The sequence below is a fragment of the Acidovorax sp. 35-64-16 genome (assembly GCF_002281195.1).
GTDB lineage: Bacteria > Pseudomonadota > Gammaproteobacteria > Burkholderiales > Burkholderiaceae_C > Acidovorax > Acidovorax defluvii.
On record NZ_NCFM01000007.1, the window covers coordinates 84,154 to 105,587 of the forward strand.

Consider the following 21,434-nt stretch of genomic DNA (forward strand, 5'->3'; position numbering starts at 1 on the left):
AAGGACTGCCATGCTGAATTTTGACTTTCACAACCCCACCCACATCGTTTTCGGCAAGGGCCGTGTGGCCGACCTGGCCAAGCTGGTGCCCGCTGCCGCCAAGGTGCTGATCCTGGTCGGTGGCGCCAGCGCCGAAAAGACCGGCACGCTGGCCGAAGTGCGCGCCGCACTGGGCGAGCGCCAGCACGCCACCTTCAGCGGCATCGAACCCAACCCGAGCTTCGAAACCTCGATGAAAGCCGTGGATCAGGTGCGCAGCGGCGGCTTTGATTTTCTGCTCGCCGTGGGCGGTGGCTCGGTGATCGACGCGGTCAAATTCATCGCCGCTGCCGTGCACTTTGAAGGCGACGCCTGGGCCATCCTCGAAAAGCGCGGGCGCAACATCACGCAGGCCGTGCCGTTTGGCGCCGTCCTCACGCTGCCCGCCACGGGCTCCGAAATGAACAACGGCAGCGTCATCACGCACCGCGGCAAGGGCGCCAAGCTGGCCTTCAGCAGCGTGCACACCTACCCGCTGTTCTCGGTGCTCGACCCCACCAAAACCTACACGCTGCCACCCCAGCAGCTGGCCAACGGCGTGGTGGATGCGTTTGTGCACACCGTAGAGCAGTACCTGACCTACCCGGTCAACGCACCTGTGCAAGACCGCTTTGCCGAAGGCATTTTGCAGACACTGATCGAGATCGGTCCGCGCCTGCTGACGGCACCCGAGCCCGTGTACGACGACCGCGCCAACCTGATGTGGGCCGCCACCATGGCGCTCAACGGCCTGATTGGTGCGGGTGTGCCGCAAGACTGGGCCACGCACATGATCGGTCATGAGCTGACGGCGCTGCACAACATCGACCACGCGCGCACCCTGGCCATCGTGCTGCCCGCATTGCTCAACGAACGCCGCCTGCCCAAGCGTGAAAAGCTGCTGCAATACGGCGAGCGCGTGTGGGGCATCACCACCGGCACTGACGATGAACGCATCACCGCTGCCATCGAGCGCACGCGCGCCTTCTTTGAAAGCATGGGCATCGCCACACGCCTGTCGGGCTACGGCCTGGGCGCCGAGGCCATCGACACCGTGGTGGCGCAGCTCGAAGCGCACGGCATGGTGCAACTGGGCGAGCAACGCGAGGTGACGCCCGCCGTCAGCCGCCGCATCCTCGAAGCGGCACTGTAAGCACGCTGGCGGCCGGGGCACTGGCGCATCGTTGCGCCCATGCGGCCCGGCCACAAGATCACTCCAAAGGACATTGCATGCCAAAGATATTGATGGTTCTCACCTCCCACGACCAGCTGGGCGACACCGGTGCCAAAACCGGCTTCTGGCTGGAAGAGTTTGCCGCACCGTACTACGTGTTCAAGGACGCGGGCGCGGACGTGACGCTGGCATCGCCCCAGGGCGGCCAGCCGCCGCTGGACCCCAAAAGCGACGATGCCGGCGCACAGACCGACGCCACCCGCCGCTTCAAGGCCGATGCGGCCGCGCAAAAGCAGCTGGCCAGCACCCAGCGCCTGGCCGACGTGCAGGCCGCCGACTACGACGCGGTGTTCTACCCCGGTGGCCACGGCCCGCTGTGGGACCTGGCCGAAGACGCGCACTCCATCGCGTTGATCGAGGCCACGCTGAACGCCGGCAAGCCCGTGGCCGCCGTGTGCCACGCGCCCGCCGTGCTGCGCCACCCCAAGGGCAAGGACGGCCAATCGGTGGTCAAGGGCAAGAACGTGACCGGCTTCACCAACACCGAGGAAGCCGCCGTGGGGTTGACCCAGGTGGTGCCGTTTCTGGTGGAAGACATGCTCAAGGCCAACGGCGGGCACTACGCCAAGCTGGGTGACTGGCAGCCTTATGCAATCACCGACGGCTTGCTGGTCACGGGGCAGAACCCCGCGTCGTCGGAGCCCGCGGCGCATGCGTTGCTGAAAAAGCTGGGCTGAAGCCCGCAGCACCGGTTGCCTGCAGGCAGGAGCGCCAGCAGGGTGCCGGGCGCTGGCGGAGAAAATTTGAGAGAAATTGGCTGCTAGCGCTTATCTGATAAGCGCTAGCAGCTATGGTTTTTGATACGATAGGTGAATGGTCCGGGTGTGCAAAGCACCCGAGGGATCAAGCCGCGTGCGGGGCACAGGCCTGCACCTCCACCAGGCAGTCATAAAACGTGGGCGCCCGGCCCATGTCGGTCAGCGCCTGGCTGGTGAGCTGGTTTACGTTGGTGCCGTCGAGCCCCAGCTTGCGCCACCAGATGCCCAGGCCGTTGACTACGCCGGGCCGCGCGCGCAGCGACACCGCAGCGTGGCAGCGGTAGCTGCCGCGGTCGTTGAACACGCGCACCACGGCGCCGTCACCAATGCCGCGCGCCAGTGCGTCGTCGGGGTGGATCTCCAGCACGGGGCGGCCTTCGATGTCGCGCAGGCTTTGCACGTTCACAAAGGTGGAGTTCAAAAAATTGCGCGCTGGCGGTGAAATCATGGCCAGCGGGTAGTGTGCCGAGCTGCCCTGCAGCTCGTGGTTGGGCAGGTGGTCGGGCAGGCCGTCCAGGCCCTGCGCGGCCAGGCGGGCGCTGAAAAATTCGCACTTTCCGCTGGGCGTGGCAAAACCGCCTTCGGCAAACGGCGCGTCGGGCAGCGCCAGCGTGGCAAAGCCCTGGGTTTCGAGCAGGGCAAAGTCCACCGCATCGCCAAAGGCCTGTCGGCACAGCGCTTCGTCGCTGTCGGCAAAGCAGGGCTCGGTGAACCCCATGCGCGCAGCCAGGTCACGGAAGATCTGCGCATTGCTGCGGGCCCGGCCCAGGGGGGCGATGGCGGGGCGGTTGAGCAACACATCGGTGTGGCCATAGGCCAGGTGCACGTCCCAGTGTTCGAGCTGCGTGGTGGCGGGCAGGATGAAATCGGCGTAGTCGGCCGTGTCCGTCTGAAAATGCTCCAGCACCACGGTGAACAGGTCTTCGCGCGCAAAGCCCTGCACCACCTTGCCGGAATCGGGCGCCACGGCCACCGGGTTGCTGTTGTAAACCACCAGGGCCTCGACGCGGGGCCCGAAAGCGGGCGAGGCCTCGCGCATCAGGTCGTCACCAATTTGCACCATGTTGAGCGTGCGTGGCGTGCGCGCAGGCATCAGGTCGGGCCGCTGCAACGCTGCGCGCTGCGCCGGAAACTGGCCTGAGCTGGACAGCAACATGCCGCCCGCGCGGTGGCGCCAGGCGCCGGTGAGCGCGGGCAGGCAGGCCACGGCACGCACCGCGTTGCCGCCGCCGCGCACGCGCTGCATGCCGTAGTTCAGGCGGATGGCGGCGGGCTGGGTGGTGCCGTAGTCGCGGGCCAGTTGGCGGATTTGTTCGACGGGCACGCCGCACACCTCGGCGGCGCGCTCGGGCGGCCACTGCAGGGCGCGCTCGCTTAGCTGCTCCCAGCCCAGCGTGTGGCGGGTGATGTAGTCGTGGTCCAGCCAGTCGTTCTTGATCAGCTCGTGCATCAGTGCCAGGGCCAGCGCGGCATCGGTGCCGGGGCGCAGGGCAATGTGCTCGTGGCACTTGTCGGCGGTTTCGGTCTTGCGCGGGTCGATGCACACCAGCCGTGCGCCGTTGCGTTTGGCCTGCTGGGCATAGCGCCAGAAATGCAGGTTGCTGCCAATCGAATTGCTGCCCCAGATCAGGATGAGCTTTGCCTGCGCAAAAAACTCCACCTTCATGCCCACCTTGCCGCCCAGCGTTTGCACCAGGGCTTCGGCCCCGGCCGACGCGCAGATGGTGCGGTCCAGTTGCGAGGCGCCAAGGCGATGGAAGAAGCGCCGGTCCATGCTTTCGCCCTGCACCATGCCCATGGTGCCCGCGTAGCTGTAGGGAAGGATGGCCTCTGGGTTGCGCGCTGCGATGGCGCCGAGACGCTGCGTGATCTCGGCCAGGGCTTCGTCCCAGCTGACGGGTGCAAACTGGCCGCTGCCCTTGGGGCCCGTGCGCTTGAGGGGCGTGAGGATGCGCTCGGGGTGGTAGCTGCGCTCGGTGTAGCGGGAGACCTTGGTGCACAGCACGCCATCGGTGTGCGGGTGGTCGGGGTTGCCCTGCACGCGGGTGGCCACGCCGTTTTCCACCGTGGTGAGCAGGGCGCAGGTGTCGGGGCAGTCGTGCGGGCAGGCTCCACGCACCTGCAAGGGGGCAGACGGCAGGAAATTAGCGGCAGATGGCGAGGGCATTTGGTGGGTCGGTCGGTAAACTGCAGGATAGGTAATAAAGTGCATACCTTGTGCCCTGTCCAGGAAGGCTGCCTACCGGCAGCACCGGGGGGCGCACTCGATTCACAAGAGCAGAGATTTCACCATGAACCAAAAGGCAATAGGGCGCAGACAATTTTCAGTAGGCTTGGGCGCTGCAGCGCTGGGCGGCTTCAATCTCGCACAGGCGCAAGGCGAAGGCCGCATCGTGCTGGGGCAGTCGGCCCCCTTCACCGGCCCTTCGGCCCAGCTGGGCATCCAGTTCAACCTGGGCGCCAAGCTCTTTTTTGACCGACTCAATGCCCAGGGCGGCGTGGGCCGGCGCACGGTGGAAATCCGCACCATGGACGACGGCTACGAGCCCGACCGCTGCGCCGAAAACACCCGAAAGCTCATTGCCGACGACGTGTTTGCGCTGTTTGGCTACATCGGCACCCCTACCAGCCTGGCGGCGCTGCCGATTTTCACCCAGGCCAAAGTGCCGTTTTTTGGTCCCTTCACCGGGGCTGAGGCGCTGCGCCAGCCCTTCAATCGCCTGATTTTTCATGTGCGCGCTTCGTACTACGACGAAACCGCGCTCATCGTGCGCCAGCTCACCAACCTGGGGCTCAAGAAGATCGCCGTGTTCTACCAGAACGATGCCTATGGCAAGGCGGGGCTGGATGGCGTGACCAAGGCGCTCGCCGATCTCAAGCTTGCGCCCGTAGCCACGGCCACGGTGGAGCGCAATACCACCGACGTGAAGGCCGCCGTGGACAAGCTGGTGCCCGCCATGCCCGACGCCGTGGTGCAGATTTCGTCCTATGGGGCCAGTGCTGCGTTTGTGCGCGCTGCGCGCCAGGCGGGCTTTGGCGGCACGTTCTATAACGTGTCGTTTGTAGGCACCCAGGCGCTGGCCGACGAGCTGGGCAAGGACGGTGCAGGTGTGGTGGTGTCGCAGGTGGTGCCCTCACCCTACCAGCCCTCACGCCAGATCACACGCGAGTTTCTGGAGGCCATCAAGAAGGGCGGCGACAAGGTGCAGGCCAACTATTCCAGCCTGGAAGGGTACCTGGCAGCCCGCGTTTTCACCGAAGGCCTGCGTCCGGCGCTGGCCGGTGGCAAGCTCAGCCACGACAGCTTCATCGCAGGCATGGAATCGCTGGGGTCGCAGGTGATTTCCGGGTTCCCGGTGTCCTTCAGCAGCTCGGACCACACGGCATCGAGTTTTGTGGAAATGTCCATGCTCACAGGCGACGGCCGCGTCAGAACCTGACTCCGCCAGCGCGGCGGGCGTTCTTTCAGCCCAAGGCGCGCGTGCGCGCCAGTCCCTGCATGAACGCCTCGCAGCGCGCCAACTGTTCCAGGCTCACAAATTCATCGGGCTGGTGCGCCTGCTGAATGCTGCCGGGGCCGCACACCACGGTGGGAATGCCGGCGTTCTTGAAAAGGCCGGCCTCGGTGCCAAAGGCCACCAGCGTGGTGCCCTTCTCGCCGGTGAGCTCTTGCGCCAGGCGCGTTACGGCATCGTCCTTGCTGCCCAGAAAACTGGGGATTTCGCAGATGGTCTCGAAGCTGAAACCTGCCGCGGGCGCCACCGTCTTCATGGCCGGCTCCAGCGCCTGGGCGTAGGCCACCACCTCGGCCTGCATCTGGGCGGCGTTAGCGGTGGGCAGGTTGCGAAACTCATAGCGAAACTCGGCATCGCGCGGCACCACGTTGTCGGCGATGCCGCCGTGAAACTGGCCCACGCTGGCCGTGGAGAACGGCACGTCAAAGCCCGCAAAGCGCGGCTCGTTGCGCTCGAACCCCTCGGCCATGTCGCGCACCCGGCCCACCACGCGGGCCGCCATTTCGATGGCGTTGACCGAGTGCGGCGTGAGCGACGAGTGGGCCTCTTTGCCGCGCACGCAGCACTTGTAGCGGTACACCCCCTTGTGCGCGATGGCGGGCACCATGCTGGTGGGTTCTCCCACGATGCAGGCCAGAGGCCGGATGCCTGCGTCGCGCAGGTCGGCAATCAGTTCCTTCACACCAAAGCAGCCGATCTCTTCTTCGTAGGTGAAGGCAAAGTGCACGGCAAAGGGGGCGTCGCTGTTCAAAAACTGCTCGGCCTGCGAGAGGGCGATGCCAATGAAGGCCTTCATGTCAGCGCTGCCACGGCCAAAAAGCCTGCCGTCCTGCACCACGGCGCCCAGCGGGTCCATGCTCCAGTCCTGTCCGTCCCAGGGCACCGTGTCGGTGTGGCCCGACAGGATGACCCCGCCGGGCTTGCCCTCGCCCAGCGTGGCAAACAGGTTGGCCTTGGTTTTATCGGCGTTCCAGGTCAGGCGGCTTTTCACGCCCAGTTGCGCCAGATGGTCGCGGATGAAATGAATCAGCTCCAGGTTGGAGCGGTGGCTGACGGTGTTCATGCGCACCAGGGTTTGCGCAAGTTCCAGGGCGTGGGGTGAAATCATGGCGTGGGGGCGTCAACGTACGGGTGGGCGGCCATCTGCAAGCCGGGCTAGACTGTGAATTCGTAAGGATGCACATCATGAACGTTATTGATTCCATCGTCACCCAGGCCGCCGGTATTGCCGCAGTGCGCCGGGACATTCACGCCCACCCCGAGCTGTGTTTTGAAGAAGTGCGCACCGCTGATGTGGTGGCACAAAAGCTCACCGAGTGGGGCATTCCCATCCACCGGGGGCTGGGCAAGACCGGCGTGGTCGGCATCGTCAAGGGGCGGGACGGCGGCGCCAGCGGCCGTGCCATCGGCCTGCGCGCCGACATGGACGCGCTGCCCATGCAGGAGTTCAACACCTTTGCCCATGCGAGCCAGCACCGCGGCAAGATGCACGCCTGCGGCCACGATGGGCACACGGCCATGCTGCTGGCGGCGGCGCAGCACTTTGCGAAACACCGCAATTTCGATGGCACCGTGTACTTGATCTTTCAGCCAGCGGAAGAGGGCGGTGGCGGCGCGCGCGTGATGATCGAGGACGGCCTGTTGGAGCAGTTCCCCATGCAGGCCGTGTTTGGCATGCACAACTGGCCGGGCATGAAGATGGGCCAGTTTGCCGTGAGCCCGGGACCGGTGATGGCTTCCAGCAACGAGTTCAAGATCACCATCCACGGCAAGGGTGGCCACGCCGCCATGCCGCACACCGGCATCGACCCGGTGCCCATTGCCTGCCAGATGGTGCAGGCCTTTCAGACCATCATCAGCCGCAACAAGAAGCCGGTGGATGCGGGCGTGATCTCGGTCACCATGATCCACACGGGCGAGGCTACCAACGTGGTACCCGACAGTTGCGAGTTGCAGGGCACCGTGCGCACCTTCACGCTGGAGGTGCTGGACATGATCGAGGCGCGCATGAAACAGGTGGCCGAACACACCTGCGCCGCGCATGAAGCCACTTGCGATTTCGAGTTTGTGCGCAACTACCCGCCCACCGTGAATTCGGCTGCCGAGGCCGACTTTGCGCGCAAGGTGATGGCCAGCATCGTGGGCGAGGCCAACGTGCTGGTGCAAGAGCCCACCATGGGCGCCGAAGACTTCGCCTTCATGCTGCAGGCCCGGCCCGGCGCCTACTGCTTTATTGCCAACGGCGACGGCGGGCACCGCGACATGGGCCACGGCGGCGGCCCCTGCACGCTGCACAACCCGAGCTACGACTTCAATGACGACCTGATTCCGCTGGGCGCCACCTATTGGGTGCGGCTGGCCGAAGAATGGCTGGCGCAGGCCCGCGATTGACCGGCGACTGGCCGGTGCAAGGCAGCCGGGACGCTGGGCATCTTCACGAATCGGGCGCGAGTTCTCAGGCGGCACCACCGCGCACGCTCTTTTTGCCATCGGTTCAGGAAACCCCATGATCGGTATCGTCCAGGCGTTTGCTCCCACCTACGCGCGTGCACGCACGCAGTTTCTGGAGGCCGCCGCCACGGCCAGCCTGCCGATCGAATCGCACCGCCATCCTTTGCTGGGGCGCGATGGCGAAGACCTGGCCATGGACGTGGTGCGGGATGGCCCACCTGACGCGGACAAGCTGCTCATCGTGAGCAGCGGCTGCCATGGCGTGGAGGGGTTTTGCGGCAGTGGCGTGCAGGTGTTTGCGCTGCACGACCAGGAGTGGCGCGACCTGGCGCACGCCCAGGGCGTGGCCGTGCTCTACATCCACGCGCTCAACCCCTATGGGTTCTCGCACCTGCGCCGCACCACGCACGAGAACGTGGATCTGAACCGCAATTTTCACGACTTCCGCCAGCCCCTGCCCGTCAATGCCGCCTACCGCGAAGTGGCGCCGTTGTTGCTGCCCGATGCGTGGCCGCCGCAGGCGGACAACGAGCGTGCCGTGCAGGCCTATATCGCTGAGCATGGCGGAGCCGCCTGGCAGGCGGCCATCACGCGCGGGCAGCACGAGTTTGCCCAGGGTCTGTACTTCGGCGGCACGGCACCGACCTGGAGCAACCAGACGCTGCGCGCGGTGCTGCGCCAGCATGGCCGCCGGGCATCGCGCGTGGGCTGGATTGATCTGCATACAGGCCTGGGGCCCAGTGGCCTGGGCGAGCGCATCTACTGCGGGCCTGACGATGCCGCCGCCGTGCAGCGCGCGCGCCACTGGTGGGCAGGCGATGGCGCCACGCCCGTCACTTCCATCTACGACGGTTCGTCCACCTCGGCTTTTCTTACCGGGCTGATGTGGAGCGCCATCCTGGACGAATGCCCCCAGGCCGAGTTCACCGGCATTGCCATGGAATACGGCACGCTGCCATTGCAGGACGTGCTGCAGGTCCTGCGTGCCGAGCACTGGCTTTATCTGCATCCCGAGACCCCCGCTGTACAGGCCGCGCAGATCAAGGCGCAGATGCTGGCGGCGTTCTATACCGACACCGACGCCTGGAAGGGTCAGATCATCAGCCAGGCGCGGCAGTCGATGTTCCAGGCGGTGCAGGGACTGAAGCGGCCCTGGGGGCGTGAATCGTTCTAAGATACAGCGCAGCAAAATTTTGCCGACACCGTTCTCTTTCCAACTTTTCCATCAAGGACCAACGACATGGCCGACCTGAACGCCACTTTCGAAGCCGCTGTGGCCAATTCCAAGAACCTCAGCGAGCGTCCCGACAACGTCACGCTGCTGAAGATCTATGCGCTGTACAAGCAGGCCACGGCGGGCGACAACACCGAAAAGAAGCCCAGCTTCTCCGACGTGGTGGGCCGCGCCAAGTGGGACGCATGGGAAAAGCTCAAGGGCACCGGTCTGGATGCTGCCAAGCAGCAGTACATCGACCTGATTGAGTCGCTCAGCTGAAGCGCGGGTCACGTCCATGAAAAAAGCGGCTTCATGCCGCTTTTTTCATGGGCCGATGCGGCGCACAGTGCGTCCCAAAGTGCGTCAGTCGCGCCAGGTCACGCTGTCGCCCGGTGCTGCGCGCTGCGTGCGAAACCCGTTGGCCGGATGCGCCGGGTCGGCCAGGCCGAACGAGATGCCGCAGACGATGCTGCGGTCTTGCGCAATGCCCAGCGCCTCGCGCAGAACACTGGGGTAGGCGGCCAGCGCGGCTTGCGCAATGGTCGCCACGCCCAGGCTGTGGGCGGCCAGCAAAAAATTGCCAACGTAGGCGCCGCAGTCCACCGCGCCATACATGCCCAGGGCCTCGTCGCTGCTGACGATGGCCACATGCGGCGCACCGAACATGGTGAAGTTCTGGGCCGCCTGCCGTGCCGAGGCCTCGCGGTCGCCCTTGGGAATGCCCAGGGCTTCGTAAAGGCCCCAGCCGCATTCGCGGCGCCGCTCCTGGTAGACGCCCCGGTATTCACGCGGCCAGGGCAGGTCGGGCGCCGGGGACTCGGCGGCCACATGGGCCTGCAGGGCGCTGCGCAGGCGCGCCAGCGTGGCACCGCTGGCAATGGTGAGCTGCCAGGGCTGCGCATTGCACCATGAGGCCGTGCGCTGCGCGGCGGCAAGGATGCGGTCGATGGTGGCGCGGTCCAGCGCCTGCGGCAGGAAAGCGCGGCAGCTGTAGCGGGTGTGCAGCAGGGCGGACAGCGTTTCGTAGGCGGGCGTTGTCCCGGCCGGTGTGGTGGCGGACGGCGGTGTGTGGGGTGCTGTCATTTCAGGCTTTGCGGGCCGCAGCCTTGGCGGGCGCGCGGCGGGCCGTGGTGCTGTCTTTGACGGCCTTGGCCGGTTTCTTTTGGGTCGCCGGTGCCATGTGCGCAGCGGGGTGGGGGGCGTTGAGCAGTGCATCGAGCTGCTCACCGATTTCTGCTTCGATGCGGTCCTTAAAGGCGCCAAACAAAAAGCCCAGCGCGGCCTTCATTTCAAACTGGTGGGCATCCACCAGCAGGGTGCCTTTCACGCCGGCACGGCTGAAATACAGGGTGTCCTGCGTATCGCCTTCTTCATAGCTGCAGTCCATGTCGAATTTTTTTTCGGCCTTTTCGGCCCAGGACACGCCGACCTTGCGGGCTTCTTGGAAGCCCAGGTGGTGTTCGCGGTGGATGTGGATGTCAGGCACCGGGTGGCTCCTTGGGGGTGATAGTGCGCGCAGGCTCTGGTGGCGTTGCGTTTCGGGCTGTTTTGCCAGTTGTCTGACAGCATCATAAAACCGGGGCCACTGGTGGCCCTCACGCGCGAAAAGGGCTTCGAACGCGGGCACCAGTTCGTCGTAGGCGGCCTGTGCGGCAAAGCTGGCGTTGTTGGCATGGGCCACCCAGCGGTCATAACCCGCCAGCTGCGCGGCATTCATGGCGGTGGGGCGATCGCTGGGGGCCTCCAGCCAGCCGGCCCGCAGCGCGGCGTAGTCGCTTCGAAAGGATTGCATTGCTTCTGTTTTCATAGCTGCTAGCGCTTTCTCATCAAGCGCTAGAGCCTCTTTTTGCTCATAAATGACCGACAGCCGTGCGCGCGTCGTGCGTGTCAGTGCGCGGAAGGCGCTGCGTCGCGCATCGCTGGTGGCAAAAGCCTGGCGGGCCTGTGGTGTGGATTGGGTCGCCAGCCACTGCGCGCTGCCCAACCGCTCTACCGCCGTGGCAAACGATTCGTTGAACAGTGTGTCGCCCGGTGCATAGACCACCTGGTGCGCCAGCTCGTGGAACAGCAGGCGCACAAACTCGCCCTCGGGCCAGGCGATGAACGTGCTGAGCAGCGGGTCGCCGCCCGCCCAGTTCATGTAACCCAGGGTGGAGTAGGCGGGCACGCCATACACCTCGACTTCCAGGCCTTGCTGTGCCAGTTGTGCGGCCTCGGCCCGGGCATCGGCTTCGGCGAAGTAACCGCGGTAGCCAATGCAGCCCGTTACGGGGAAGCACCAGGTGTGCAGCGTGAGCGCATAGGGCGGCGCGGCCACCACGTTCCACACCGCAGCGGGGCGCTTGAGGTCTGCATAGCGGCGGTAGCTGGCGTTGTCGGGCAGGCCCAGCTCGGCCACGGCAAAGGCGCGGGCGCGCTGGGCCAGATGCAGGCGCTCGCGCAGTGCGGGGGTGGTGTCGGTGCGGGTGATCCACTGGTCGATGGGATCGGCCGCCTGCATGATCTGCAGGTGCCCACGCACGGATTGCCAGTAGTACCCGAGCGTGCTGCCCTGGCTGGCGCATCCCGGCAGTGCCAGCACCATGAGGCAGAGCAGGGCAAGGCGTGGCAGAAACGAAGGGGGCATGGCGGCAGGGCAAAAAAGGGGGAGTCTGCAGTGTAGACACAAGGCCCGGGCAGGGCTTGCCCACCAGTTTCTGCGAAACGGATACGGGGTTGTGCGCGTGCAGGTCATCCCTAGAATGCACCATGACCCACGTTGTTCCCGAGCCGACCGCCGATGTGCCCACGGGCCTGTGTGTGGATGACGCCGGTTGCCCGCGCTGCAGCTGGTGCCAGGCCACCCCCGGCTATCGCCACTACCACGACCATGAATGGGGTTTCCCCGTGGCAGACGACCGACGTCTGTTCGAGAAGCTGTGTCTGGAGGGCTTTCAGTCGGGCCTGAGCTGGCTCACCATCCTGAACAAGCGCGAGGGCTTTCGTGCGGCGTTTGCCCACTTCGATGCGGAGCAGGTCGCGGCCTTGGGCGCGCGCGACGTGGAGCGCCTGGTGCAGGACGCAGCCATCGTGCGTCACCGGGGCAAGATCGAGTCCACCATCAACAATGCGCGGCGCGTGCTGGAGCTGCGCCGCGAGTTTGGTTCGCTGGCGCACTACGTGTGGCGCCATGAGCCTGCGGCCGCCGACCGGCCCGGTCGCATCACGCGCGAGGTGGCGCGCACCCTGTCCACGTCGCCCGCGTCCATTGCCCTGGCCAAAGACCTGAAAAAGCGCGGCTGGAGTTTTGTGGGGCCCACCACGGTGTATGCCTTCATGCAGGCCATGGGGCTGGTGAACGACCATCTGGAAGGTTGCCATGCGCGCACCCTGGCCTTGAAGGCGCGGGCAAAGTTTGTGGTGCCGTGAAGACCGTGCTGTACGGCCGACATGCCAGGCTGCGCCGCCGACCGGCCCTGCCCGCATGAAGCACGTTTGCCCCCATTGCCAGCAGCCCGGCGTCAGCAACGCAGCGCTTCGCTGGTCCACGCGAGAGGGCCCTGCGCAATGCAGTGACTGCGGCGGGCTGTCGCATGTGCTGGCCAGCACGGCCAACGCCATTGGCGTGTTCACCTGGATGACGCCGATCGGTGGCCTGGTGCTGGGCGCGGCGTTTGCGTCCGTTGGGATTGTGGTGGCTGGCTTGCTGGTGGCGGGTTTGGGCAATGTGTGGATGTGGCGCCGGTGCGAGCTGTTTCCGACAGAGAGAAAGACCGCACAAACTGCGCGCCGTGTGGGCTGGGCGGCTGCGCTTGTTTCGGCAGTAATGGCGTTCCTGGGCTGACCTTGGCAGACGGGCGGATCAGGGTGCGACAGGCCCGGGGTGCCAGCGACTATTGCCGCACTACCGGCCGCAGCATCCACAACGCCGCCAGCGCCGCCACACCCAGCAGGGAGGTAACCCACAAGGCCGCAGCGCCCACGCCATCGATCAGCAGTCCAAACAGCAGCGGCGCAAAGGCCTGTGCCACGCGGGCGGGTGCCATCATCAGGCCCTGGCGTTCGCCGTAGCCCGCCGGGCCGAAAAACGCCAACGGCAGCGTGCCCTTGGCGATGGTCAGGATGCCATTGCCCGCGCCGTGCAGTACGGTGAACACCGCCGCTGCCGGGGCGCCCACCACCATCAGGATGGCCGCGCCCACCGGGTGGGCGGCGGCGGCCAGCTGGGCCGACAGCAGCGGGTGCAGGCGACTCAGCAGGCCAAACTCCAGCAGGCGTGCCACCACCTGGGCGGGGCCCACCAGCGCTGCGATGGCCACCGCCGCCTGCAGTGATGTGCCGCTGGCCTGCAGCAGGCGCGGCAGGTGGGCGGCCATGGCCGTGCTGGTGAACCAGGTCACGGCAAAGACAAACGACAGCAACACCGCAGTGCGCAGCGCGTGGGGCGCGTCGGAGGCCGCAGGCGTCGGCAATGCCTGCGTGGCTTTCTCCGAGGCGGGCGCCGGTGCCGGTGCCGGTGCCGGTGCGTTCTGCCCGGTTGCCGCGTTCTCGATGCCGGGCAATCCGCCATTGAGTGGCAAGCCCACCAGCAGGTGCAAGGCCGCCCAGCCAAAACATGCGCCACGCCAGCCCCATTGCAATTCCATCCAGGCCGACAGCGGCCAGCCCACGGTGCTCGCGAAACCCGCAATCAGGGTGATGCCGGTGATGGCCCCGCGTGCGCCCTGGCCGTACAGACGCACCAGCGTGGCAAAGGCCGCTTCGTACAGGCCCGAGCCCATGGCCACGCCCATCAGCGCCCAGGCCGCGAACAACCCCACGGGGCCCTGAGCCATGCCCATGCCCGCCAGGCTGGCGGCAAACAACAGATTGGTGCCGACCAGCACCGGGCGGCCGCCGTGCCGGTCAATCGCCCGGCCCGCCAGCGGCCCCAGCAAGGCCGACACGATGAGCGCCAGCGAGAACGCGGCAAACACCATGGACGTTGCCACGCCCAGGTCGCGCGCCATGGGTACCGCCAGCATGGCGGGCAGGTAGTAGGTCGAGGCCCAGGCCAGCGTTTGCGCGCAGCCCAGGCGTGCCACGGTCCAGCGTTGGGACGATGGCCTCATGGCAGGTTGTGCGGCACGGTGTGCAGACGGGGGGCGCGAGGGTGTGCTGCGGGCGGTGCGTCAGGCGCGTCGGCCTTTGGCATCGATGACCACTTCACCGTCCTCCTTGGTGAAGGCTCCCTTCTGCGGTGTGGGCAGGATGTCCAGCACCTGCTCGGACGGGCGACACAGCCGCGTGCCCAGCGGCGTGACGACGATAGGACGGTTGATGAGGACGGGGTGGGCCAGCATGGCATCAATGAGCTGCGTGTCGGTCACGCCAGGGGCGCCCAGGTGCAGTTCTGTGAACAGCGCTTCCTTGGTCCGCACTGCGTTGATCACTGGCTGGCCGGTGGCCGCAATCAGTGCTAGCAGCGTGGCGCGGTCGGGTGGGGTCTTCAGATATTCGATGACCTCGGGCTCGGCGCCGCTGTTGCGGATCATGGCCAGGGTGTTGCGGGACGTACCGCATTGGGGGTTGTGATAGATGGTGATGCGGGGCATGGCTGGGTCGGTGGTGGGGGAGTGCAGCTTCAGGCGCTGGCAGGTCGGGGCGTGAATGGATCCGCCGCGCGGGGCGCGGGCCTGTGCAGCGACGGCAAGATGGTAGCCATGATCAGGCGGCTTGCAGGGGCGACTGTTAGCGCGCCATCTCCAGGTGGTCCAGCAGCACGAAATCCGTGCCCGGTGCCGGCTGGGCGAACAACGCCAGGCTGTTGAAACGCAGCGGGGGCAGGTCGGAGAAGAACTCCTGTGCGGCGTCGAACACCAGGGCCTGTGTCTGGGCGTCCACCTGTTGCAGGGGGCCGGTGATGGGCAGGTAAAACCGGTACTCGTCCAGCTTGAGCGGGTGGCTTGGGTGCTGCAGCAATTGGGCCTGCCGGTGCGTCAGGTCTGCGGACTGCTGATGGGCCAAACCGGCGTCGGACGGCGGCGCTGCCAGCGGTTGCAGCTGGGTCATGCACCGTGCGGCAGCCTTGTGGATGAGCGCATTGGCAGCGGGGGAGGCGAGCGGTACGAGCGCCAGAAAGTCGTCGATGCGCTCCACATGCAGGGGTGGCAAAACCACCGGTTCCAGGCTGTGCGCCACCGTTTGAACTTCGTGGTGCAGCGTGACCCAGTCGGTGCCGGCAGCCAGCGCAAACGGAGCCATGAGTGCGGCATGCCAGCCATGGATGCGTGGCGCAGCGGTCAGCTGCTGCAGGTCTTGCGGGCTCACGCCTTCAATTTCTGGTTGCTGCAGGGGCTGCAGCAGTGCGGCGCAGCGGCCCAGCCAGTGGCTTCCGGCCAGCCAGCCCAGGCTGCCAGGGTTGGGTGCGTAAGACACCGCGTAGCGGTGGGCGGCGGAGGGCGTGCTGTGGTGCATGGCGGGATTGTGGTGCGGGCTGCAAACGGGGCGCGGGCAGTGGTCGCATTGCTCAGCCGCCTTTGTCTCCGTTCACCCAGCCCATGTCCAGTGGGCGGTCTTCAAACTCGGTGTTGAGCACCACGGTGCTGGTGGTGCGTGCCACGCCCGCAATGGCCTTGATCTCGTACAGCACATCCTCCAGCGCGCGCGCATGGGTGGTGCGCACTTTGGCCAAAAAGTCGTATTCGCCCGCCACACTGTGCAGCTCTTGCACCTGCGGCATGGCACGCAGACGCGGTGCCACGTCACGGCAGTGGATGCCGCCGTCGTTGCGGATGGCCACGAAAGCCGTGAAGTTCAGCCCCACCCGCTCCGGGGCCACGCTGATCGAGAAGCGACGGATTACCCCTTTGTCGAGCAGCTTCTTCACGCGCTCATGCACGGCAGCGGTGGACAACCCCACTTCAGTCCCCACGTCGGCATAGGAACGCCGGCCATCCGCGCCAAGCGCCGAAATTATTCTGGCGTCCATGTCATCTGTCTGAATATTTGCTTGCATGACGGCTAAATTTTGGTAAAAACTCTGAAAACCTCGTGGTTTCCATAAATTATTCGGTAAGAGGAAGAATATGCCGGCAATTTTCAATGCGCAAGCCCGTGTGCAGCGCACCTGGGCCGTTGCGGTGGCCTTGCTGCTGGTCTATGTGGTGTGGGGCACCACGTATTTCGCCATTGGTATCGCACTGCAGACCATGCCGCCCCTGCTGATGAACGCGATCCGCTTCCTGTGCGCCGGCGGCGTGATGCTGCTGATCGCCCCCATGCAGGGACATGCGCTGCCAACGGCGCAGCAGTGGCGCAACTCGGCCCTGGTTGGCGGGCTGATGGTGTTTCTGGCCATGAACCTGATCGGCTTTGCGCAAAAGCTGGGCATCGGTTCGGGCCTGATGGCCACCGTGGTCACCACCATGCCCATGTGGCTGGCGCTGTGGTCGCGCTGGGGCGGCGAGCGGGTGCCATCCACGAGCTGGATCGGGCTGGCGCTGGGCGTGGCCGGTGCACTGCTGCTGGCGCTGGCGGGAGATTTCTCGGCCACCTGGCTCGGTGCGCTGCTGGCCTTTGGTGCGCCGCTGTGCTGGAGCGTCGGCTCCTACGCCTCGCGCAAATTGTTGTTGCCGGCGCCCGCCATGGCTTCAGCAGCGCAATGGCTCACGGGAGGTGCCATGGGTTTGGGCGTGGCCTTGTGGGTGGAGCCCCTGAGTGCACTGGCGCAGGTGAGTGCCGCTTCGTGGATGGCCTGGGTGTACCTGCTGGTCTTTGGAACCCTGGTTGCGCTCAATGCCTACCTGTGGCTGTTGCAAAACACCTCGGCTGCTTTGGCTGGCAGCTATTCGTTTGTGAATCCGGCCGTGGCTCTGTTGGTTGGCGTGGGCATGGGGGGCGAGCGATTGACGGGCTGGGTGTTCGCTGCGCTACCGCTGGTGGGAGCTGCGCTGGCATTCATTCTGTATGGCTCGGCGATGCGGGTCTGGTGGGTGAAATGGCGGCGTGTGGCCCCACACCCGGCCTGTGAGGTGCAGCGGCCCCCTGCCTGACGTTTGCCGGGTGGGCGCGGTGCGCGCTGCCCGGCAAAGTTGACGTGCTGGTGGCGAGCGTTCGGTACTTTCGATGCACTGCAGGGTTGCCGGGATTCACCCGGGCGTTGCGGATGCAGGCGCGAATTTTTGGGTACGCAGGAACGCAGAAACCAAAGGTAAGTAGATCGAACCTTTGCTGCGCCAAAAACGGGTTTCAGACCCGTGCCCCTCCAACGGGAGGGCGGCGAGAGGCCTGCTGCTGGCCACAGGCGGGGCTGAGCCGCTGAGTGGCGCATTCCTTTGATGCGCCGATGGCGTGTTGACGCGCCGGATGGCAACTTCAAGAATGCGCAACCATGAAGCACTTGCTGCACATACTGGAAGGGCGTCTTCAGACGCTGCCGGTCCGCATGGCGGTTCAGCTGCCTGCGGGGCAGCAGCTGGGTGCGCGTGACGCGGTCGTAACTTTGCGGTTTCGGGACCGCATGGCGCTGGTGGCCCTGGCCTCCGGGGAAATTGGCAAGGTCGGTGCGGCGATTGTCGAGGGCAAGGTGGCGTTGGAAGGCAGCATGCGCGCACTGATGGCCGCTGCCGCCGGGCTGCTGGCGCGCAACCCGGTGCAGGACTCGCGCCATCACTGGTGGCGCCAGGTGTTGGCGCGTGCGCGATCGATGGCGGTGCACTCCGTGCCGCAGGATGCGCGCCAGGTGCAGTTTCACTACGACCTGTCGGATGATTTTTATGCGCTTTGGCTGGACCCGCTCAGGGTGTATTCGTGTGCCTATTTTCGCGACCCCACCATGACGCTGGCGCGCGCGCAGGAGGCCAAGCTGGATCTGATCTGCCGCAAGCTGCGTCTTCAGCCGGGTGAGCGTTTTCTGGACATAGGCGCCGGCTGGGGTGCCCTGCTGCTGTGGGCTGCGGAGCACTATGGTGTGGATGCGACGGGCATCACGGTATCGCGCAACCAGCATGCGCATGTGCAGCAACTCATAGCGGCACGCGGGCTCGCGGGGCGGGTGCGCGTGCAGCTGTGCGACTACCGGGAACTCCAGGCCGAAAAGCCTTTCGACAAGGTGGCATCCGTGGGCATGTTCGAGCATGTGGGGCGGGCGAAGATGAGCGCCTACTTCGCCACCGTGCGAAACCTCTTGCACCCCGGCGGACTGCTGCTCAACCACGGCATCACCGCCGGTGGTGTGGACAACGCGCAACTGGGCGCCGGCATGGGCGATTTCATCGAGCAATACATCTTTCCGGGTGGCGAGTTACTGCACGCCAGTGCCGTGTTGCACGACATGGCGCAGGCCGGGCTGGAGATGGTGGACACCGAAAATCTGCGCCCCCATTACGCTCGCACGCTGTGGGCCTGGTCGGATGCGCTGGAAGCCGCGCTGGAACCTGCACGCCAGGTGCTGCTGGCGCAGACGGGGCCGGAGCGGGCAGACAAGGCATTGCGCGCCTACCGTCTGTATCTGGCGGGCAGTGCCCTGGGGTTTGAGCGCGGCTGGATGGCACTGCACCAGATGCTGGCAGTGCACCCCGATGGCAACATGGGCTCTGGCACGTTGACGGGGGCACAATCGGCTTATCCGTTCACGCGCGACTACATCTACACCGAGGCACCCACTTCATGCTCTACAAATTCAAATCCCGCTCCGCTCCCGATCTGATCATGCTCGAACCCCACGGGCGCCAGATCCTTCAGATTCTCGGCAAGACGCCCGGTCCCACCGGCATCATCACGGCCGCACAGATTCCGGCGGCCATGGCTGCGCTGCAAGCCGCTGTTGCGGCCGACGAGGCGCTAACCGATGCGCAGGAGCCGACGGACGATGAGGCCGTCGAGCGCCCGGACACCGTGCGCCTGCACCAGCGCGCGGCGCCGTTTCTTGAAATGCTGCGCCGTTCTGTGGCGCAAGAGCACGACGTGGTGTGGGGCGCCTGAAGCGACCCCTGGTTTTGCGCAGTCCTCAATCGACCTTTGCGCCCGAGGCTTTCACCACGCCCGCCCATTTGCGGTGCTCATTGTCAATATGCCGGGTGAACTCGGCGGGGGTATTGCCTCCGGGGATGGCCCCCTGCGCCAGCAGCCGCTCTTTCATGGCCGGTGATGCCAGGGCCTTGGCCACTTCCTGCTGAATGCGGTTGACGATGTCGGGTGGCGTTCCTGCAGGCGCCAGCAGGCCAAACCATGAACTCGCCTCATAGCCCTTGAGCGCGGGGCCCCCGGCCTGCTCCACCGTGGGCACGTCGGGCAGCGCGGCAGAGCGCTCGCCACTGGTCACCGCCAGCGCGGTCAGCTTGCCTGCCTTGATCTGCGCCATGGACGATGGCAGGTTGTCAAACATTACATCGGCATTGCCCGCCACCATGTCCATCAGCGCCGGCCCTGAACCTCGGTACGGCAGGTGCAGCATGTAGGTACCTGTCATGCTCTTGAACAGTTCTCCCGCCAGATGGATGGACGTGCCGTTGCCGCTGGACGCCATGTTCATCTTTCCCGGACTGGCTTTGGCCACACGGATGAAGTCCTGCACGTTTTTCACGCCCAACGCCATGGCCTTGTCGGCATTCATCACCATTACATTGGGCACCGCAGCCACCAGCGTCACCGGGGCAAAGTCCTTGATGGGGTCGTAGGGCAGCTTGGCGTAAAGGGCCCGGTTGATTCCGTGCGTTCCCACGGTCCCCATCAGCAGGGTGTAGCCATCGCCGGGCGCCCGGGCCACGATCTCTGCGCCCACGTTGCCTCCGGCGCCCGCCCGGTTGTCCACGATGAACTGCTGGCCAAACGCACGGCTAAGGTCCGGCACCAGCGCACGCGCCAGGATGTCGGTAGTGCCACCGGGCGCAAAGGGCACGACGATGCGCACCGGCTTGGTGGGCCAAACGCCCTGGGCATGCGCGGATGGCAGCACCGCGAATGTGCAGCCGAACGTGACAGCCGCCACGGTGGCAAGGCTGCGGCGACGGAAGGTGTTGATGCGTGGGGTCATGGTGTTCCTTTCTGTGAAGACCCCTTGGTTCTACGCGTCCTGTGCCGGGCGGTGCAGGTGGATAACCCCAGGCACACTGCTGCCCTAATGCCCACGAAGGCGGTGGTGTGGCGGGCATGTTCCATGAAAAAAGCCGCCTGGCCGTTAGGGGCAGGCGGCTTTAAGCCAATAGGCGGAACGCTGTTGAGGCTCAGTCGGCGTAGGTGCCAGCGGCCTTGATGACGGCGCCCCACTTGTCGATTTCAGCCTGAACAAACTTCTTGTGCTCTGCGGGCTCGATGCGCTTGTCCGTTACCACCACGGCACCCAGACCCTCCTGCTTCTTGATGAATTCGGGGTCTTTCAAGGCAAGCTTGAGGGCATCGTTGATCTTGGTCACGATGGCCGCTGGCGTGCCCTTGGGCGCATACAGGCCGTGCCAGATGGTCACTTCAAAGTTCTTCAGCCCCGATTCGGCCAGCGTGGGCAGGTCCTTGAGTGCGGGGGTGGTGAGTCGCTTGGAGGTGGTCACGGCAAAGGCCTTGACCTTCTTGCCTTCAATCTGCGAAGTGGTGTTGGTGGTCTGATCGCACAGCAGGTCGATCTGGCCGCCAATCAGGTCGGTGATGGCTGGCGCCGTGCCCTTGTAAGGCACCGTGGTCATTTCGACCTGCATGGCGTTCTGGAACATCAGGCCGCACAGGTGGGACGCAGCGCCCAAGCCTGCATTGCCCAGATTGATCTTGCCCTTGTTCTGGGCGATCCAGCCGGTGAGCTCCTTCATGTTGTTCGCAGGGATGTTGGGCCGTGCGATCAGGGTCATGGGTACATCGTTGACCATGCCCAGGTATTCGAAATCGTTGGGCACGCTGAACGACAGCTTGCGATACAGCGCAGGCATGGTGGACATGCCGATGTGGTTGAGCAGCAGGGTGTAGCCATCGGGGGTGGCGCGGGCCACGCGGGCTGCACCGATCGAGCTGCCTGCACCTGCCGTGTTGTCCACGACCACGGTAACGCCCAGCGGCTTGCGCAAGGCTTCGGCCAGGTCACGCGCTACGCGGTCCGTAGGGCCGCCTGCAGTGAAGGGCACCACCAGAGTGACGGTCTTGTCCTTGGCGGGGTAATCCTGGGCGTGGGCACCCAGCGAGGCGGCCGCAGCGATGGCAATCAGTGCGAGTTTCGGCATTTTTTTCATGAAAGGCTCCTGTACTTGGACGCGCCATGATAGCGAGCCCTCCCAAAGGGCGTATTGAGGAAATCACTTAGC

The 21,434-nt window shown here is 65.5% G+C and carries 21 protein-coding genes and 1 pseudogene; 11 read left to right on the forward strand and 11 right to left on the reverse strand.

Annotated elements, in window-relative coordinates; genetic code table 11:
* Window positions 1–10: 10 nt before the first annotated feature.
* Window positions 11–1,171, forward strand: coding sequence for an iron-containing alcohol dehydrogenase (locus tag B7Y64_RS07790; protein ID WP_114656300.1), 1,161 nt, complete (start codon window positions 11–13; stop codon window positions 1,169–1,171).
* Between the two features lie 77 nt (window positions 1,172–1,248).
* Window positions 1,249–1,929 carry a type 1 glutamine amidotransferase domain-containing protein gene (locus B7Y64_RS07795; RefSeq protein WP_291324098.1) on the forward strand — a complete coding sequence of 227 codons (681 nt, stop codon included), beginning with the start codon at window positions 1,249–1,251 and terminating at the stop codon, window positions 1,927–1,929.
* Window positions 1,930–2,095: 166 nt separating this feature from the next.
* On the opposite strand, the gene B7Y64_RS07800 is transcribed toward B7Y64_RS07795, so the two are convergent.
* On the reverse strand, window positions 2,096–4,177 hold the full coding sequence (locus tag B7Y64_RS07800; protein ID WP_291324097.1) for a molybdopterin oxidoreductase family protein: 2,082 nt from the start codon (window positions 4,175–4,177) through the stop codon (window positions 2,096–2,098).
* A 124-nt stretch (window positions 4,178–4,301) separates the two neighbouring features.
* Between B7Y64_RS07800 and B7Y64_RS07805 the strand changes: the two genes are divergently transcribed.
* On the forward strand, window positions 4,302–5,450 hold the full coding sequence (locus B7Y64_RS07805) for an ABC transporter substrate-binding protein (protein ID WP_291324096.1): 1,149 nt from the start codon (window positions 4,302–4,304) through the stop codon (window positions 5,448–5,450).
* Between the two features lie 25 nt (window positions 5,451–5,475).
* On the opposite strand, the gene argE is transcribed toward B7Y64_RS07805, so the two are convergent.
* Window positions 5,476–6,633: an acetylornithine deacetylase gene (gene argE / locus B7Y64_RS07810; RefSeq protein WP_291324095.1), complete on the reverse strand. Its 1,158-nt coding sequence runs from the start codon at window positions 6,631–6,633 to the stop codon at window positions 5,476–5,478.
* A gap of 77 nt (window positions 6,634–6,710) precedes the next feature.
* Between argE and B7Y64_RS07815 the strand changes: the two genes are divergently transcribed.
* The 3 genes from B7Y64_RS07815 (at window position 6,711) to B7Y64_RS07825 (ending at window position 9,471) form a co-directional block, all read left to right on the forward strand.
* Entirely contained in the window at window positions 6,711–7,916 is a 1,206-nt protein-coding gene (locus B7Y64_RS07815) for a M20 aminoacylase family protein (RefSeq protein WP_291324094.1), read from the forward strand.
* A gap of 115 nt (window positions 7,917–8,031) precedes the next feature.
* Window positions 8,032–9,150 (forward strand): M14 family metallopeptidase, encoded by a 1,119-nt coding sequence (locus B7Y64_RS07820; protein WP_291328629.1) that lies wholly within the window; start codon window positions 8,032–8,034, stop codon window positions 9,148–9,150.
* A gap of 66 nt (window positions 9,151–9,216) precedes the next feature.
* Window positions 9,217–9,471: an acyl-CoA-binding protein gene (locus B7Y64_RS07825; RefSeq protein WP_024813151.1), complete on the forward strand. Its 255-nt coding sequence runs from the start codon at window positions 9,217–9,219 to the stop codon at window positions 9,469–9,471.
* Window positions 9,472–9,555: 84 nt separating this feature from the next.
* Here the strand turns inward: B7Y64_RS07825 and B7Y64_RS07830 are convergent, their stop codons facing one another.
* The 3 genes and pseudogenes from B7Y64_RS07830 to B7Y64_RS07840 form a co-directional block, all read right to left on the reverse strand.
* Window positions 9,556–10,275: a nitroreductase gene (locus tag B7Y64_RS07830; protein ID WP_291325894.1), complete on the reverse strand. Its 720-nt coding sequence runs from the start codon at window positions 10,273–10,275 to the stop codon at window positions 9,556–9,558.
* Between the two features lies 1 nt (window position 10,276).
* Window positions 10,277–10,678, reverse strand: coding sequence for a polyhydroxyalkanoic acid system family protein (locus tag B7Y64_RS07835; RefSeq protein ID WP_024813149.1), 402 nt, complete (start codon window positions 10,676–10,678; stop codon window positions 10,277–10,279).
* Between the two features lie 15 nt (window positions 10,679–10,693).
* Window positions 10,694–11,776 (reverse strand): annotated as a pseudogene (locus B7Y64_RS07840) (aminopeptidase); the annotation flags it as partial.
* A gap of 164 nt (window positions 11,777–11,940) precedes the next feature.
* On the opposite strand from B7Y64_RS07840, the gene B7Y64_RS07845 reads away from it, so the two are divergent.
* Together B7Y64_RS07845 and B7Y64_RS07850 are read left to right on the forward strand one after the other, a co-directional pair.
* On the forward strand, window positions 11,941–12,600 hold the full coding sequence (locus B7Y64_RS07845; protein ID WP_024813147.1) for a DNA-3-methyladenine glycosylase I: 660 nt from the start codon (window positions 11,941–11,943) through the stop codon (window positions 12,598–12,600).
* 55 nt (window positions 12,601–12,655) lie between these two features.
* A complete protein-coding gene (locus B7Y64_RS07850; protein ID WP_111867454.1) occupies window positions 12,656–13,015 on the forward strand; it encodes a hypothetical protein in 360 nt (119 codons plus the stop codon).
* Window positions 13,016–13,064: 49 nt separating this feature from the next.
* Here the strand turns inward: B7Y64_RS07850 and B7Y64_RS07855 are convergent, their stop codons facing one another.
* From B7Y64_RS07855 to B7Y64_RS07870, 4 genes are all read right to left on the reverse strand, one after another.
* Complete coding sequence (locus B7Y64_RS07855; RefSeq protein WP_291325892.1) at window positions 13,065–14,282, reverse strand: MFS transporter; 1,218 nt, start codon at window positions 14,280–14,282, stop codon at window positions 13,065–13,067.
* A gap of 60 nt (window positions 14,283–14,342) precedes the next feature.
* The gene (gene arsC, locus B7Y64_RS07860; RefSeq protein ID WP_114656290.1) at window positions 14,343–14,765 is read right to left on the reverse strand and encodes an arsenate reductase (glutaredoxin); all 423 of its coding nucleotides are present in this window, start codon (window positions 14,763–14,765) and stop codon (window positions 14,343–14,345) included.
* Between the two features lie 136 nt (window positions 14,766–14,901).
* The gene (locus B7Y64_RS07865; RefSeq protein ID WP_291325891.1) at window positions 14,902–15,627 is read right to left on the reverse strand and encodes a DUF1045 domain-containing protein; all 726 of its coding nucleotides are present in this window, start codon (window positions 15,625–15,627) and stop codon (window positions 14,902–14,904) included.
* A 52-nt stretch (window positions 15,628–15,679) separates the two neighbouring features.
* A complete protein-coding gene (locus tag B7Y64_RS07870; protein ID WP_291325889.1) occupies window positions 15,680–16,141 on the reverse strand; it encodes an Lrp/AsnC family transcriptional regulator in 462 nt (153 codons plus the stop codon).
* Window positions 16,142–16,238: 97 nt separating this feature from the next.
* Between B7Y64_RS07870 and B7Y64_RS07875 the strand changes: the two genes are divergently transcribed.
* The 3 genes from B7Y64_RS07875 (at window position 16,239) to B7Y64_RS07885 (ending at window position 19,134) form a co-directional block, all read left to right on the forward strand.
* Complete coding sequence (locus tag B7Y64_RS07875) at window positions 16,239–17,204, forward strand: EamA family transporter (RefSeq protein ID WP_291325887.1); 966 nt, start codon at window positions 16,239–16,241, stop codon at window positions 17,202–17,204.
* A gap of 338 nt (window positions 17,205–17,542) precedes the next feature.
* Window positions 17,543–18,859 carry a class I SAM-dependent methyltransferase gene (locus B7Y64_RS07880; RefSeq protein ID WP_291328631.1) on the forward strand — a complete coding sequence of 439 codons (1,317 nt, stop codon included), beginning with the start codon at window positions 17,543–17,545 and terminating at the stop codon, window positions 18,857–18,859.
* The gene (locus tag B7Y64_RS07885) at window positions 18,820–19,134 is read left to right on the forward strand and encodes a DUF1840 domain-containing protein (protein ID WP_291325883.1); all 315 of its coding nucleotides are present in this window, start codon (window positions 18,820–18,822) and stop codon (window positions 19,132–19,134) included. Before B7Y64_RS07880 ends, B7Y64_RS07885 begins: the two co-directional genes overlap by 40 nt.
* Before the next feature lie 25 nt (window positions 19,135–19,159).
* Here the strand turns inward: B7Y64_RS07885 and B7Y64_RS07890 are convergent, their stop codons facing one another.
* Window positions 19,160–20,185: a tripartite tricarboxylate transporter substrate binding protein gene (locus tag B7Y64_RS07890; protein ID WP_111867444.1), complete on the reverse strand. Its 1,026-nt coding sequence runs from the start codon at window positions 20,183–20,185 to the stop codon at window positions 19,160–19,162.
* A 190-nt stretch (window positions 20,186–20,375) separates the two neighbouring features.
* The gene (locus B7Y64_RS07895) at window positions 20,376–21,362 is read right to left on the reverse strand and encodes a tripartite tricarboxylate transporter substrate-binding protein (RefSeq protein ID WP_291328633.1); all 987 of its coding nucleotides are present in this window, start codon (window positions 21,360–21,362) and stop codon (window positions 20,376–20,378) included.
* Window positions 21,363–21,434: the final 72 nt, after the last annotated feature.

What these genes read in the sequence shown, in the direction of transcription:
- B7Y64_RS07790 (WP_114656300.1), top strand. Translation starts at nt 11, where the DNA reads ATGCTGAATTTTGACTTTCACAACCCCACCCACATCGTTTTCGGCAAG.
- B7Y64_RS07795 (WP_291324098.1), top strand. Translation starts at nt 1,249, where the DNA reads ATGCCAAAGATATTGATGGTTCTCACCTCCCACGACCAGCTGGGCGAC.
- B7Y64_RS07800 (WP_291324097.1), bottom strand. Translation starts at nt 4,177, where the DNA reads ATGCCCTCGCCATCTGCCGCTAATTTCCTGCCGTCTGCCCCCTTGCAG.
- B7Y64_RS07805 (WP_291324096.1), top strand. Translation starts at nt 4,302, where the DNA reads ATGAACCAAAAGGCAATAGGGCGCAGACAATTTTCAGTAGGCTTGGGC.
- argE (WP_291324095.1), bottom strand. Translation starts at nt 6,633, where the DNA reads ATGATTTCACCCCACGCCCTGGAACTTGCGCAAACCCTGGTGCGCATG.
- B7Y64_RS07815 (WP_291324094.1), top strand. Translation starts at nt 6,711, where the DNA reads ATGAACGTTATTGATTCCATCGTCACCCAGGCCGCCGGTATTGCCGCA.
- B7Y64_RS07820 (WP_291328629.1), top strand. Translation starts at nt 8,032, where the DNA reads ATGATCGGTATCGTCCAGGCGTTTGCTCCCACCTACGCGCGTGCACGC.
- B7Y64_RS07825 (WP_024813151.1), top strand. Translation starts at nt 9,217, where the DNA reads ATGGCCGACCTGAACGCCACTTTCGAAGCCGCTGTGGCCAATTCCAAG.
- B7Y64_RS07830 (WP_291325894.1), bottom strand. Translation starts at nt 10,275, where the DNA reads ATGACAGCACCCCACACACCGCCGTCCGCCACCACACCGGCCGGGACA.
- B7Y64_RS07845 (WP_024813147.1), top strand. Translation starts at nt 11,941, where the DNA reads ATGACCCACGTTGTTCCCGAGCCGACCGCCGATGTGCCCACGGGCCTG.
- B7Y64_RS07850 (WP_111867454.1), top strand. Translation starts at nt 12,656, where the DNA reads ATGAAGCACGTTTGCCCCCATTGCCAGCAGCCCGGCGTCAGCAACGCA.
- B7Y64_RS07855 (WP_291325892.1), bottom strand. Translation starts at nt 14,282, where the DNA reads ATGAGGCCATCGTCCCAACGCTGGACCGTGGCACGCCTGGGCTGCGCG.
- arsC (WP_114656290.1), bottom strand. Translation starts at nt 14,765, where the DNA reads ATGCCCCGCATCACCATCTATCACAACCCCCAATGCGGTACGTCCCGC.
- B7Y64_RS07865 (WP_291325891.1), bottom strand. Translation starts at nt 15,627, where the DNA reads ATGCACCACAGCACGCCCTCCGCCGCCCACCGCTACGCGGTGTCTTAC.
- B7Y64_RS07870 (WP_291325889.1), bottom strand. Translation starts at nt 16,141, where the DNA reads ATGGACGCCAGAATAATTTCGGCGCTTGGCGCGGATGGCCGGCGTTCC.
- B7Y64_RS07875 (WP_291325887.1), top strand. Translation starts at nt 16,239, where the DNA reads ATGCCGGCAATTTTCAATGCGCAAGCCCGTGTGCAGCGCACCTGGGCC.
- B7Y64_RS07880 (WP_291328631.1), top strand. Translation starts at nt 17,543, where the DNA reads ATGAAGCACTTGCTGCACATACTGGAAGGGCGTCTTCAGACGCTGCCG.
- B7Y64_RS07885 (WP_291325883.1), top strand. Translation starts at nt 18,820, where the DNA reads ATGCTCTACAAATTCAAATCCCGCTCCGCTCCCGATCTGATCATGCTC.
- B7Y64_RS07890 (WP_111867444.1), bottom strand. Translation starts at nt 20,185, where the DNA reads ATGACCCCACGCATCAACACCTTCCGTCGCCGCAGCCTTGCCACCGTG.
- B7Y64_RS07895 (WP_291328633.1), bottom strand. Translation starts at nt 21,362, where the DNA reads ATGAAAAAAATGCCGAAACTCGCACTGATTGCCATCGCTGCGGCCGCC.